Source organism: Parabacteroides caeci, assembly GCF_023656795.1.
Lineage (GTDB): Bacteria > Bacteroidota > Bacteroidia > Bacteroidales > Tannerellaceae > Parabacteroides > Parabacteroides segnis.
In genome coordinates this window covers 38,649-52,107 of record NZ_JAMOKT010000033.1, presented here as the reverse complement: position 1 = coordinate 52,107, position 13,459 = coordinate 38,649, and the positions used below count along the sequence as shown (strand labels likewise).

Here is a 13,459-nt window from a genome sequence, read left to right as displayed (position 1 = left end):
GTCACTTGCCTTTCGCTAATTGTGTCTTTGTCAACAGTCTCGTTTTTATGACCAAAGACGGATCAGTCAGTTCCATCCATCCAAACCGGTTCGCCAGCAGCCGGTCCAGTACCGCCCAGTTCTCCAGCGACACACAGTCGTTGTAATTATACCACTGGTTCTCGCCCGTCTCCGGGTCCAACCCGATAATGCCCCAAAACTCCTTACCTGCCGCTCCGATACGCACCTTGCACTCACCCTTGGCAATCACCACCCGGAACACCGGACGTTCCTCTTCTTTCTTTCCGGTATACACCAGCATCTTGAAGTTTACCTCATATTCAGAATCCATGTCAAACGGTGCCTGGCATAATGCCTTGTAGTCGATTCTTTCCTTTGTTTCCATTTTGATATCTGTTTTTTTTATTATCAATCGTTCCCGTCCCCGGTCTCGCTCCGGTAGTTGCAAGTCGTTGGCTTTCTTGGCGGGAATAGTCAGAGGTCTCGGTTAAATTACCTACCTTTGTAGGTTCAGGAGAATCCTTTGATCTCGCTGAAAGGGCACAAAAACACTTGTTGAACCTGCTTACGCCACTCACATCTGAAATTGGGCTAAACGTGACTTCAGAGATATTCGACCAGTATGAGGATGAGATTCACGAGATGAAGGGAATTCGACAACCGATAGTTTCTCTTCATTTTGAAGCTCATGCACGAACGATCGACCAGCTGGTTGATTACAATCTGTTCCTTCGTTCGTTGGCTCGTCTGATGGACGACCAGTATTCTGATATCCGTGTCCGTTATGAGCCGGGGAAAAGTGCGGTTTGCCTCTCTGGGATTCATTCCAAATCCCAGCCCAATAATCCTCGATAGTCCTGATCCGCTTTTCGCTTCGCAGTGTCATTAATATCTGCATTGCCTTGTCTATATCTTCCACCGTGTTGTTTACCGTGATGGAAATTATGTTGCTGTCTATTGTTGCTGTCATGTCTGTGTGATTAAAAAGGTTTATTATTTTACGTCCTCTTCGTCCCGCTTAGCCCGAAGACCGGGAATTCCATATCGGCATAGATTACAACAGGCTTGGGAAAGGCAGTCCTTTTTTGGTTTACGGTCACCTTTGTTTTTTCCTACAGAAATGGTATCGGAATTAGCCTTCTGACTATTCGGTTTATACTCTGGAACATGAGGTACACCGATAACTGAGCCTTTATGTAGATTTACAAGGAGATTTTCAATTTCCTGATCTACTTGCTTTACAAGGCGGAAGAAATTTTCTTCCTGAATTTCTTCCTGTAGGTCTCTAAGCTGATCAATTAATATGTCGATATCCTTCGAACCGGATATCCCCTCAATACGGATATCGATTTCTGCCAGTTGAATACGATGTGTTGTTTCAGATGCTTGGTACGTTTTGATAATTTGAGTCTTCATGAATTCTGATTTTTTTATAGTTTACATGTTTTATTACTTGATTACCGAACGGGAACCACTTTCCTGGATATTACATTCGTCCCACTTGATACACATTTGTTCATGCACCGGCTCCGGCTCCGGATAGGTCACATTCCGGTGGCGGTTGTATAATGCTTGTTCGGTGATCTCCCTGACGATCCGCTCGCTGACCGATGTCCCGGCATATACCTTGCGGACATGCCCCATTGTCACTCGCATGCTGCTTGCCACGCAATCCAATTCGCTCCAGCTGATATAAGGCTTCACACGATTCTTCCACTCGTCGAAGAACGGGCGGTATTTCGGAAGGGGAAGACGCTTGCGCATGCACTCCGACTCACCTTTGATCCTGTACTGGCCGGTGCAACGGAGGGTGGGGAGAACTTCTCCGGCCACCCAGTTAACGAAGGCATCCGCCTGCGGCTTGTTGCTTCGGAAAGTTAATTTGTAGAGGGCGGCTTCGTTGATAACCGTTAGCATCTGTTCACCACCGCCACGGGTTCCAGAAGAAGGGGTGGTGAGTTTTACCATCCCTTTCCATCCCTCTGGAATGGAGTCGAGTGTATGTCCCGACCAAGTAATCTCTAAAGCGTTTGCCACATCCTTGGCCACAAACCAAGGCTCATCGTTCACTTGCTGAGTGCGAATCGTTACGTTCGTGTCTTCGTTGTAGAAAAATTGCAATTTGTTTTCCATTTGAATACCATTTAAAATTCAACATTCATTCTTGTAGGAATCCCACGCCTCCGAATATTGGCCAAAAACATTTCCACCGGTTGAGTCTTCGGAAAACGTGGGCGATTATCTACCGGCATATCTTTGCGTAATGCCTCAAGGACTGCGATCGCATCGCTGATTTCGTCTCTCGAACAGCCCACCGCTATCGCGACGGACTGTTCGTTCTTTAATACTTTCATGTTCTATTAGATGATTGTTACTTCCTTATAGGGGTTATCTATCTCTCTCTTCTCAATGTTGATTGTCAGATCATACATCCGCCCACCATGATTCAAGGCGTAAGCACGGATAACCTTTGCCGTCGGGCTGTTTGTGTTGAACTGCAAGGCTTCAACTACCGTTCGCATGGTTACTTTCAGCTTCGCCCGGATTTCGTCCTTGACCTCCTTGTTTACTTCAATTACTTTCTTTTTTTCTTCCATCTTATTTAATGTTTAATGGTTTGTTGTACCTTTAGAGCGCCTTTCCACTGGAAGACTTCGCAAAGATATACTCTTTTGTGGATATTTGTTTGGATTTTTGACGCAAAGTATATTCGTTTGAATATAATTAACAATTTAATATATACTCGTATGCTTATAGATCGCATAAAAGAAGTAGCAAAATTGAAGAATATGAGCCTGAGAAAGTTTTCAGAATCAATAGGTTTCAATTATACCACATTAAATGGTTATTCTACGGGTAATCGAAAAACTATAGATTCTTCTCTTTTGGAGAAAATAGCATCCACATTTGAAGATATAGACTATTCTTGGCTTCTCACTGGTCGCGGCAGCATGTTGAAAAGTGATAGTGTGGTGTTGATGGGTGACAAGGAATCGGAAAAATCGGAGGTTTTGCCGGCCAAAAAGAACCTGATTCCGTTTTACGATGATGTCTCTACCATTGGCGGATTAAATGACCGTGTGGTCAATACCGACCCCAATAGTTCTCCCACCGAATGGATCGATGCAGGCGATTGGTTCCCGGAAGCGACAGCCGCTATACGACATTATGGCGATAGCATGGTGGAATACTCCAGTGGTTCTATCCTTGCTCTGAGGCGGGTAAATGACCAACGATTAATAATGAATGGGCGTAACTACGTGATAGAGACCTCTGAATATAGAGTAACAAAACAACTTCAAGACGACGGAGACCACTTTATGGCTTATAGCACCAATCGGGAGACTTATCCAGATGGTCGTCAAATTCATGCGCCATTTTCTATACCCAAAGATGCGATCCGGTATATCTATCTTGTGTTGGGCTGCGTGACGAAAGAGTATAGCAATGGGGCTATACAGATTAGGAAGTAATAACCGGCGAAAGCCATAATATAACGAATATGATAACAGCAGAATCAACAAAGAAAGGAACTGGTATCCAGATTTGGGGTGATTATGGTGATTTGACATTTTTGTATGAAACAGTCTCCAAATTAATGCTTACGGAAGAGGATACACAAAATAAATATGTAATAGCAAGGGGACGTTTGATTTCATTTTTCTGTTACGAACTGAGACACGCCTATCAAGGAGACCGTGATTTGAAATCAGTTTGCTATACAGAACAGGAATCTCCCTATCTGGGTTTTAAAATTGATTGGATCACATATATAGTAACCTTGTCCTGTCTACGTGATAATATGTGCATGATAACTATCAATGAATTGGATATAGCCCATATTCGGCTTTTAGAGTTCTGGGGGAAACAGGCTATGCGAAGTTTTGATGAGAAAGGGGCTGCATTGTTGGAGAAATACATTGATGTGGGCATACTTACAAATGAATACGTATATCTTATCCACCAGCAACTGGTTCGGAAATATTATCAAAACAAACCAACGGTATCCCGCTTTAGAAACATATCGAAAGTACTATATGACTTCTATGTTTACAGCAAGAATAAACAAATTCTTAAAGCGCAAATAAAGGCTGATGCAGATCGTCTCAAATGTGATTTAAACGAACTTGAACTTCCGTATGAAGATATTGATTTTGAGTGGTGATTTTATTCTTCACGGTAAATCATATCGGTATTGATATAATGGATAATGTTATCAGCCATATACGATACTTCACAGTTATCTGGATTATAATTCCGGTTGTAAGCAGCCTTAGAATGATTTTCTGTCTAAGGCGCTTTCTTTCCAATCTTTTATTTTTGATAATATAGACATTGCTAAAAAGGTATTATTTGTATTACAAAACCAGCCCAAAAGGCTTCTCGCATCACAAATATAATAAAAAACTTGAAGGCTCAACGTAAGATATTGATTTATAATATACTATATTTACACTCCAAGCCGTAACCATGAAATAAGGGTACACGAAACCGAACAAAAAGCCCGATATTAACAACAATTAACCACCGATACGGTATCGAACACGTCAAAAAGCACAGACGAAATGTCCGTCCAAGTGTCCACCCAAGTGTCCACCCTCTCTTCATCGAATAGCTTTTTTTGCTCCTTTCTCTGATTATGAGAAAACATCATAATTTGCCTTGTTACCTATTGTATACTTCTTTAGTAGAATTGCAAATCAGGGGAAAAAGGCATGTTTTGCAGTATATATTCAGTTACTACGAAGGGAATTTCTATTAAGTCCCTAAAGTGCCTTTCAATCTTTCTAAACGATTAGAATTCTTACTGTTATGAGATTTGCATCATAAATTTTTTACAAATAATATCGGTGGATTTGTGGTCCATTTTAGAGGTTTTAGATTGGAATAGATATCAGAAGGCCAAATGTGAAGAAAAGGAAGGCTGAATGTGAAACAACTTCACATTTTTCTTATGCTTTCTCCATTAAATGTGAAGTAAATGTGAAGCAATGTGTATTTTTCGTATTCCGTAGGGTTGTATGTTATTTTCTGATTATCAATATTATATAAAGACAGGGGGTGTACTTTTCGTATTTCCTATAATAGTTGTTGTCATAGTTTTTTACTGCTTTACTTTCAAATGTAATGTTTAGTGTTGTCATAATTCTTTTTATTTTAATATTTTCCCTCTTTTCTGTTCGGGATTTCAGGAAACCAACTATCGAGATGTGCACCTCTCGTTGTTGATTACACTGCAAATGTATGGCGACTATGGCAAGTATATAGGATAAGTTTTGATTATACGATTTGTATCCTTTATTTGGGGAAAGTCCAAGATAAATCCATTCCTAGTTCATATTTATGAGACATATTCATTTTCTGATCTTTAAAATCTCTCATAAGTTTGTTATAATAGCCTAAGTCTAAGTAGTTCTCTGGATTATCAGCAAATTTACATACATATAAAAGACAGAGTATTAGTTCTTTTTCCTTATTAGACAAGTTAGCTTTTTCTCTTCGCTTAATACTAGAAACACCTTCAATTTGTAAAAACAGAGATAATTGAAGAGCAAAGAAGTAGCTTGTCTTTCTTCTGGAATCTGCTTTCTCCGCTGGACTTAAAGTATGTAAACCGCTTGCAAGTTCCATTTTCTTTGAAGAATTAAGATTATTGGGAATAAATTCTAATGACAAAATGTCTATCAATAAAGGGTCAGATAAAGTTATTTTCTTTTTATCCGCTGTCTCAAAAGTAATAGAGGTAATATTCGGATTAGATTTTACAAAATCTATAAACTCTTCATATATCTGAATATGAGTTTTTTGAGGGGAAAGTAGATTTTTACAAGCATCTGTCACGAAATCATAGAGATATAGCGTTAACCCCCAGAATGCGTCTTTATCCAGATTCAATTCAGTAAGAAGTTCCTGCAAACGCTCATGTTTATCATAGTCCGATTTTTTGAAAGGGATTGATTTTAGAATATCCTCATACCAATGGGCAAATCCAACAGGATACCAAGTATTCATTAAATACGTGTTGCCATCTTCATCTGTTTCTAAGATAGCTTGACAAGAACCGAAGTATTTCAGTACATACGTTAATAATGGGTTATCTATTTTCAGTATCATTCCTTTTACTTGTTTGATGAGGCAAAATTAAACAATAATTATGCAAAAGTAGAAATACAATTCAAATCACTATCTTTGTGTAATTATCAAATTTGTTGTTTTATGTATAAAGATATACCTGATATAGAACCATTGAACGATGATGTTCAGATATGGAAATATATGGATTGGGCTTCTTTTACAAGCCTTGTATTAAATAAGCGTTTAATGTTTCGTAGGGCAAGTTTTTTCAAAGATTACTACGATACTTATGTTGATTTAGACAAAGAATCAATAAATTCTTTAATTGATGCTTTTAAAAAACAAGAAGGTCAACCTGATAATTTTCTGAATATATCTGATGTAAGTTGTGAAAATGAAACAGATAGATTGTTCTTTGGAGGAAAACCGATACAGCCTTTTTATAGAGGAGAGGAAATTTCTTTTGAACTAACTTATGATGGCAAACCTATAACAACTGCAGATGTAGCTTACTGTTGTTCTTGGCATGAAAATAAGAAGGAAAATTATGCTCTATGGAAGATTTATTTAGGTAATCACCCTGAAGGGGTTGCGATAAAAACATCTGTTGGCAATTTGAGAAATATATTGAATGTTCGATCAAACAGTGATTTTTACATCGGCAAGGTTAATTATGACAGTAAGAAAATAAACATTTTTAAAGACAAAGAATCTAACCATACCATTATATTAAGAAAAAAGGAAGAATATATTTATGAACAAGAAATACGTATTTATACTATAAATGAAAAGCATCCTGATCCATTTTTCTATCTTCAATTATCTAATATTGAAGATTTAGTTGAAGAATTATGGGTATCTCCTTTTGTTGGAAATTGGTTTTTTGAAGATGTCAAATTGTTTCTTAAAAACAATGGAGTAACTCTAACTCCTCAACGATCATCTATAAAAGAACGGTAAAATGAAAAGAATCCTGTCCCCATTGCTGGAAACAGGATTCTTTTGCTTAATACATTAATCATTAATATCGAACTTCAATATATTTTCCAGTTCATCCATTTCTCTTTCAACTGAACTATCCAAAATCCTAGCATAAATCTTAGTCATAAGAATAGAACTATGTCCTAACATCTTAGATACAGATTCCATTGAGACATGATTTGCAAGCGTTACAGTAGTGGCAAAAGTATGTCTGGCACAGTGAGTTGTCAGATTTTTAGTAATGCCACATAACTCCGCAATTTCCTTCAAATAGGCATTCATTTTTTGATTCGTAGGAAAAGGCAAAAGAAAACCTTGTTTTCTTATTGGGTGCTTATCATATTTATCTAAAATAGCTTTTGCCTGTGGTAACAATGGTATATGTGACCATTTCTTTGTTTTCTGTCTCTGCATTTTAATCCACACCTTACCTGATGAGGTTGTATAAAGATGTTCTTGTGTTAAGTTCTTTGCATCAATAAAAGCTAAACCGGTGAAACAGCAGAATAGAAAAGCATCTTTAATCTGTTCCAATCTCTGAACTGTAAACGTTTTATTAAACAAAGTCTGCAATTCTCTCTCATCTAAGAACGGACGGTCTATATCCTCAATATGTAAACGAACCGAACTCAATGGATTCTTTTTAATATGACCTGCTTCAAAGGCTATCCGTAGAACCTTACCCAGATTACGCAAATACTTGACTGTCGTATTATTCCCTATGTTTTTTTCAGACCTAAGGAAAAATTCAAAGTCAGTTACGAATACATTATCAACTCGCTCTAATGGAATATCATCTTTGTTATATTTCGTTCTGATAAAATCCAAAAGGTGATTTCTTGTTGTATAATGACGCTCTAATGTAGCATAGGTATAGCCTTTTCCTATCAAAGCCTTCATCTTATCATTGTGTTCATCATAAGCAGAAAATAAAGTAACCTGTTTATAACTTATTATCCCCAGATAGTTATCTTTAATATTCGCTGCCGTTACTTCAATTCCTCTTTCTTCCAAATCACGCATCGAATCACAAAGTTTGATATATACATGATCCAAATAAGTATTCAAACTCTTAGCGGAAATAGAACTCCCTAATGCTCTATTCGTTTTTTGATTCCACAATGAAGGATTCACACTATGCTTAGCAACAAACTCCGCTCTTTCACCATTCAATGTTATTCTTACAAGAATAGGAACTTCTCCATTACTAAAAGGCTTATTCTTCCTTAGTAAATACGTTACTTTAAATGTTGTTTTCATCATAAAAACATGTCTTTTAAATGTTAAAAAGGTGTACGCATTTATGATTTAATTCATTGAATAACAAATCAGTACAACGGCAGCCAAAAGTTAAAAAGGTGCCAGCCATCACACCAAACTTTCGAAACACCGATTTGGCACCTAAACAGCCTTATTTCGATATGATTTATCTATTTCTGAGAAAGGAAAGAAAACGTCGTAACCATCTAACAACCTGCATAAAACAAAAAATCCCTCTAAGAACATCTTAGAAGGATTTTGCATTTTGTGCGGCTGAAGGGACTCGAACCCCCACGCCGTGAAGCACCAGATCCTAAGTCTGGCGTGGCTACCAATTACACCACAGCCGCATTTGGTTTGCGGTGCAAAGGTAAATCTTTTTTATTAATCTGCAAGTATTTCGGGGGAGATTTTATTTATATCAGGCTCTGACAGTTCTGAGCCGGACAAAAGGCGTGAGATAGCAGCTTCTATAATAGTGTCTTTTCCTTTCTGCATATCTTCTTTGGCTATGGCCACTTCCTGATCCGGGTCAATGCCAAACTCTGTATGTCTCTTGTCTGCATCAAGGATCGGGCAAGCGGAAAAACGGACACTCCACCCTATGGGTAACTCCGTTGTAAAAGGGAAACCGCTACCACCTCCGGTACGGTCACCCATAATCGTTACGTGGGGTAATAAACGCATCGTACTCACAAAATTATTCGTGGCACTGTAACAATGACGGTTCGTCAAAACGATAACCGGTTTCTGCCAGCGAAGCCGATCGGACGGAGAAAGATATAAAGGATAAGGGGTGGAAAAGTCATTATGCCCATTCCCTTTTTTATACATGACATAGCCGGTCAATATCTTTTCTTCCAGGAAACGCTGGGTGATCCGGTCCGAATTTGACATCGCACCTCCCCCGTTATTTCGTACGTCAAAGATGATACCTTTACAGTCTTTGAAATGCAGGAACATATTATCCAGATTACTTTCGCCTACCCCACTGGAGAAATTACCATAGTAAACATAACCCACCTGGTTATCAGACAGACATTTATATTTTAGTCCACCGGCAATTTTATAATCTGTCCCCAGATAATTCTTCTGTATGTCCGAATCGAAATTAGCCGGATAATCCTCATACCAGGCCCAGTAACGGGCCACATCGAATGAAGAGAACAGATTCGTATGCCCGTCCTTCAGTTCCGCCAACATTTTACCCAATACATCAAACAGATCGTACTGGCTCATCTGATCGTTGATCTGAAGGCTGTAACGGTCATGCACCTCATCCCAATCGATATTTTTAAATTCGAAGAAACAGTAATTCTCATCCAGAATCCGCCAAAGCGCCTCAAAGTTATCCCTGGGAGACGGATTATACTTATCCGCCTTCTCACAAGCAGGAAGAAGGATAACAGCCAGGAATAAACAATATAGGATACGTAATTTCATTTCACTTTCAATAGTAGGCACTGCTGTACTTATGCTTCTGTTTCAGGCGTTTCCCTCCGAAGGAATAAAACTCCTTCACCAGGCCGATCATAAAGGAATTGGATAAAACATGCGTCTTAATCCCGTTCACATCTGTCCGGTACATGCTATTCAGATAGCCGGCCCTCACCGTAAAATTTGCTATCGGAAAGTCGAAGGTAAAATAATTCCTCATGGCGAACTTATTATGAAGCGAACTGAACTTTATCACGCCGCTACGGTCTCCCTGGCTGAGATAATAATAAGGTTGACCTTTATGGATGGCAAACAGGGCACCGACAAACGGTATTTCCATCTGGTAACGGAAAGTCACCGGATAATTTCCAAACTTAAAACCATAAATTCCCATTGCCGAGAAGTTCAAATCCAGATCAGCCTTGCCCGAAGCCGGATTGTTCGTGTTACGTGTATTATAAATAAAGCCACCCGACAAACGACCTGAAAGGCCTGTCAGAACCTTCAGATTCGGCAACAGGTTGGTAAAGCGGTAATGATATCCAAGCGAATAGTCCACAAAACCCACATAATCGGTTGCCACGTCCGCAGCATTCCGGGTAGATGCAAACTCGACATTAAGAAACTGCTGGCGCGATACCTTATAATCCGCCAGCCGGACAATCTTCATCCGTTCATTCTGTATCCGTACACCCCATCCCGTATATTTCGTTTCTATCCCGGGAGTCAGGTAGGTATCCATTACATTGTAACCGCCTATTCCTATCATCGTCGCCTCATTGACCGATCGCGGAATTTCGTCTTCCACATTTTTGTCTGTCTGGGCCGCAAGCGGAAACACCAGACAAAAAGACAAAATCATCAGAAAGGCCAACGTCTTCATAGGCTATTCATCAAACAGCTTCATCTGCCCGGTTATTTCGTCTATAATATCCGAATCACTCTCTGTTTGCCCGGTATCGTCATTATCCGGATTACCTTCTCCACTCGTATCTCCCGGCTGTTCCGCAGGGGCGAAGCGGGTTGGTTCAAGCTCGTTGACTGTTTCCACCTCAAAGGTAGAGATACGTTTGCCTTTCGCTTTGAAGCCTTTCACTGCGATAAACTCTTCCGCATCCAGTACAAGAGGCTCGCGGAAAGCGTCATGACCACCAAATACCACCTCAATACGAGGATAAACCTCATCGGTAAGCAACATCAGGCGACTCTTCGGATTCTCACCCAGGAAGTTCTGTTTCTTGCTACCGGCTTCCAGTACGAAACGTTTCAGATACGGATATTTCTGGTCGGCATCATATAAGGCGGCCGTCCAGACTTTATTCGAGTTGAATTTCTCTATAATCTGTATATTGTCGTCGTAGTGATTGCTCAGATCAAAGTTCGTCGTATAGAAATCGCCGTTGCGTAAAACTACCAGGATCAGGTCATCGCTCTGGAATTCACCCAGTTCGTCACCGCGACCGTCATAGTTCAGGCGCAGCACGTCCCAGTCGAACCAAACCTGACGTCCTCCCAACGTAGAACTACCCTTCTGTTTCAGGCTGATCTTATGCACATCCGCCTTTGTCAGGATATTTCCCATCGAGCCACGTCCCTTAATGGCGATCTCGCTGAAATCCTTTTCAAACACAAGCAATTTCTGGCGGGGTTTTGGTTTGAGGATCACTTTAACCGTTTCAGCTTCCCCATTAGGGTTCGCACTGAAATATAATACTCGCGAGCCCTCCGTTCCTTTCGTCACGTCATATTCCTTATCACGTGTCACACCGGTGACGGCAAAGCGTTTGATGTAGTTATAGCCGACTTTTCCATCGCGGTAAATAACATTGTAAATAGTGCGGGTATCGTTACGTTTGAATACGTTCACATACAAAACATCTTTCCCGACAAACATCTTATCGCTGACCTTCACTATCTTATAAGTTCCGTTACGATAGAACAGGATGATATCGTCTATATCCGAACAGTTACAAACATATTCATCTTTCTTGAGGCTCATTCCCATGAAACCTTCCGCACGGTTGATATAGAGCTTTTCGTTTGCTTCCACCACCTTCGTTGCTTCGATCGTGTCGAAGTTGCGGACTTCGGTCATACGCGGATAATTCTTGCCGTATTTTTCCTTCAACATGGTAAACCAGTTGATCGTATAGTCTACGATATTATCCAGATGATGATTGATACGCTCGATCTCTTCGCGAATCTGGGCAATCAATGCATTGCTCTTTTCCGAGTTGAATTTAAGGATACGTCCCATCTTGATCTCCATCAGCTTGAGGATATCTTCACGGGTTACTTCACGGATAAAATCAGGCTTGAACGGAGTCAGGCGCAGGTCGATATGAGCCACGGCCTCATCCATATCCTTCGAGTTTTCAAACTCTGCATCCTTATAAATACGTTCTTCAATAAATATCTTTTCGAGGGAAGCGAAGAAGAGTGTTTCTTCCTGCTCGGCTTTCTGTATCTGTAATTCAGTACGCAACAGATGCAGCGTATCGTCTGTCGAATGGCGCAACACGTCGCTCACTTTGAGGAAGTGAGGTTTGTTGTCCATGATCACACAACAGTTAGGCGAAATGCTGATCTCACAATCTGTAAAAGCATACAAGGCATCGATCGTTTTGTCTGACGATACGCCCGGAGCCAGATGCACCAGGATTTCTACATCTTTCGCCGTATTGTCATCGACTTTCCGGATCTTGATCTTTCCCTTGTCGTTTGCTTTCAAGATGGATTCGATCACGGAAGAGGTCGTTCTTCCGTATGGAATTTCGCTGATAACCAATGTCTTGTTATCCAGCTTGGTTATTTTAGCACGGACTTTTACCGAACCGCCGCGCTCACCGTCATTATATTTAGAGACATCGACATAACCTCCTGTCTGAAAATCAGGATATAAAGCGAAGTCTTCCCCCTTCAGGTAAGCTATCGAAGCATCCAGTAACTCGTTAAAATTATGAGGAAGTATTTTAGAAGAAAGACCGACAGCAATACCTTCCACTCCCTGGGCCAGCAGCAAAGGGAATTTCACCGGCAAAGTAACCGGTTCTTTATTACGCCCATCATAAGATAGCTGCCAAAGGGTAGTCTTCGGATTAAAGACTGTTTCAAGAGCAAATTTGGAAAGACGTGCTTCGATATAACGGGGAGCAGCGGCACCGTCACCGGTAAGGATATTCCCCCAGTTTCCCTGGCAATCGATCAGCAAGTCTTTCTGTCCTAACTGTACCAGCGCATCCCCAATAGAAGCATCTCCATGAGGGTGAAACTGCATGGTATGCCCCACGATATTGGCGACCTTATTATACCGTCCGTCATCCAAACGCCTCATCGAGTGCAAGATACGACGCTGCACCGGTTTCAGACCGTCATTGATATGCGGCACTGCACGTTCCAGGATCACGTACGAAGCATAATCCAAAAACCAATCCTGGTACATCCCCGACAGATGATAGGATATACGTCCTTCACCCTTCCCGGGTATTTTATATTCCGAATGTGTAGTAGAATCAGATTGCCCACCATTTTCCTGTGAGTCTGTATTTGTCTGTTCTATTTCCTCGTTCTTGTTTTCTTCTGTGAAATCTTCAATATCCTCTGGTTTCATATACTTATATGGTGCTCTATCTTCTTTTTCAGCCTCTGCCGGAAAGTAAATTCCAGCGTGTAAATATACGAAATATTGGCGAGATAATAAAAAAGC

At 40.4% G+C, this 13,459-nt stretch carries 14 protein-coding genes and 1 tRNA gene; 4 read left to right on the top strand and 11 right to left on the bottom strand.

From position 1 onward, the window contains the following. Position 1: 1 nt before the first annotated feature. Positions 2–385 carry a hypothetical protein gene (locus NBH15_RS16415; protein ID WP_250823085.1) on the bottom strand — a complete coding sequence of 128 codons (384 nt, stop codon included), beginning with the start codon at positions 383–385 and terminating at the stop codon, positions 2–4. A 212-nt stretch (positions 386–597) separates the two neighbouring features. Between NBH15_RS16415 and NBH15_RS16410 the strand changes: the two genes are divergently transcribed. Then, positions 598–855, top strand: a complete 258-nt coding sequence (locus tag NBH15_RS16410; protein WP_250823084.1) for a hypothetical protein — start codon at positions 598–600, stop codon at positions 853–855. Positions 856–993: 138 nt separating this feature from the next. Here NBH15_RS16410 and NBH15_RS16405 read toward each other — a convergent pair whose 3' ends face one another. From NBH15_RS16405 to NBH15_RS16390, 4 genes are read right to left on the bottom strand one after another with little or no spacing between them, the layout of a single operon-like run. After that, positions 994–1,416: a hypothetical protein gene (locus NBH15_RS16405; protein ID WP_250823083.1), complete on the bottom strand. Its 423-nt coding sequence runs from the start codon at positions 1,414–1,416 to the stop codon at positions 994–996. A 33-nt stretch (positions 1,417–1,449) separates the two neighbouring features. Continuing rightward, complete coding sequence (locus NBH15_RS16400) at positions 1,450–2,133, bottom strand: BRO-N domain-containing protein (RefSeq protein WP_250823082.1); 684 nt, start codon at positions 2,131–2,133, stop codon at positions 1,450–1,452. A gap of 11 nt (positions 2,134–2,144) precedes the next feature. Further along, positions 2,145–2,354, bottom strand: a complete 210-nt coding sequence (locus NBH15_RS16395) for a hypothetical protein (protein WP_250823081.1) — start codon at positions 2,352–2,354, stop codon at positions 2,145–2,147. Between the two features lie 6 nt (positions 2,355–2,360). Continuing rightward, the gene (locus tag NBH15_RS16390; protein ID WP_250823080.1) at positions 2,361–2,597 is read right to left on the bottom strand and encodes a hypothetical protein; all 237 of its coding nucleotides are present in this window, start codon (positions 2,595–2,597) and stop codon (positions 2,361–2,363) included. 354 nt (positions 2,598–2,951) lie between these two features. Between NBH15_RS16390 and NBH15_RS16385 the strand changes: the two genes are divergently transcribed. Together NBH15_RS16385 and NBH15_RS16380 are read left to right on the top strand one after the other, a co-directional pair. Beyond that, entirely contained in the window at positions 2,952–3,473 is a 522-nt protein-coding gene (locus NBH15_RS16385) for a S24 family peptidase (protein WP_250823079.1), read from the top strand. A gap of 29 nt (positions 3,474–3,502) precedes the next feature. Beyond that, complete coding sequence (locus tag NBH15_RS16380; RefSeq protein ID WP_250823078.1) at positions 3,503–4,165, top strand: DUF6904 family protein; 663 nt, start codon at positions 3,503–3,505, stop codon at positions 4,163–4,165. A 1,133-nt stretch (positions 4,166–5,298) separates the two neighbouring features. Here the strand turns inward: NBH15_RS16380 and NBH15_RS16375 are convergent. Beyond that, a complete protein-coding gene (locus NBH15_RS16375; RefSeq protein ID WP_250823077.1) occupies positions 5,299–6,114 on the bottom strand; it encodes a hypothetical protein in 816 nt (271 codons plus the stop codon). A 102-nt stretch (positions 6,115–6,216) separates the two neighbouring features. Here NBH15_RS16375 and NBH15_RS16370 point away from each other — a divergent pair, with 102 nt between their 5' ends. After that, positions 6,217–7,035, top strand: a complete 819-nt coding sequence (locus tag NBH15_RS16370; protein ID WP_250823076.1) for a DUF2971 domain-containing protein — start codon at positions 6,217–6,219, stop codon at positions 7,033–7,035. 54 nt (positions 7,036–7,089) lie between these two features. On the opposite strand, the gene NBH15_RS16365 is transcribed toward NBH15_RS16370, so the two are convergent. The 5 genes from NBH15_RS16365 to NBH15_RS16345 form a co-directional block, all read right to left on the bottom strand. After that, the gene (locus NBH15_RS16365) at positions 7,090–8,319 is read right to left on the bottom strand and encodes a site-specific integrase (protein WP_186959528.1); all 1,230 of its coding nucleotides are present in this window, start codon (positions 8,317–8,319) and stop codon (positions 7,090–7,092) included. A gap of 265 nt (positions 8,320–8,584) precedes the next feature. Then, positions 8,585–8,666 (bottom strand) — tRNA-Leu (locus tag NBH15_RS16360). Between the two features lie 34 nt (positions 8,667–8,700). Beyond that, positions 8,701–9,759, bottom strand: a complete 1,059-nt coding sequence (locus NBH15_RS16355) for a S41 family peptidase (RefSeq protein ID WP_250823075.1) — start codon at positions 9,757–9,759, stop codon at positions 8,701–8,703. A gap of 7 nt (positions 9,760–9,766) precedes the next feature. Continuing rightward, on the bottom strand, positions 9,767–10,636 hold the full coding sequence (locus tag NBH15_RS16350; protein WP_250823074.1) for a DUF3316 domain-containing protein: 870 nt from the start codon (positions 10,634–10,636) through the stop codon (positions 9,767–9,769). 3 nt (positions 10,637–10,639) lie between these two features. After that, the gene (locus NBH15_RS16345) at positions 10,640–13,363 is read right to left on the bottom strand and encodes a DNA gyrase/topoisomerase IV subunit A (protein ID WP_244050540.1); all 2,724 of its coding nucleotides are present in this window, start codon (positions 13,361–13,363) and stop codon (positions 10,640–10,642) included. Between the last annotated feature and the right edge of the window lie 96 nt (positions 13,364–13,459).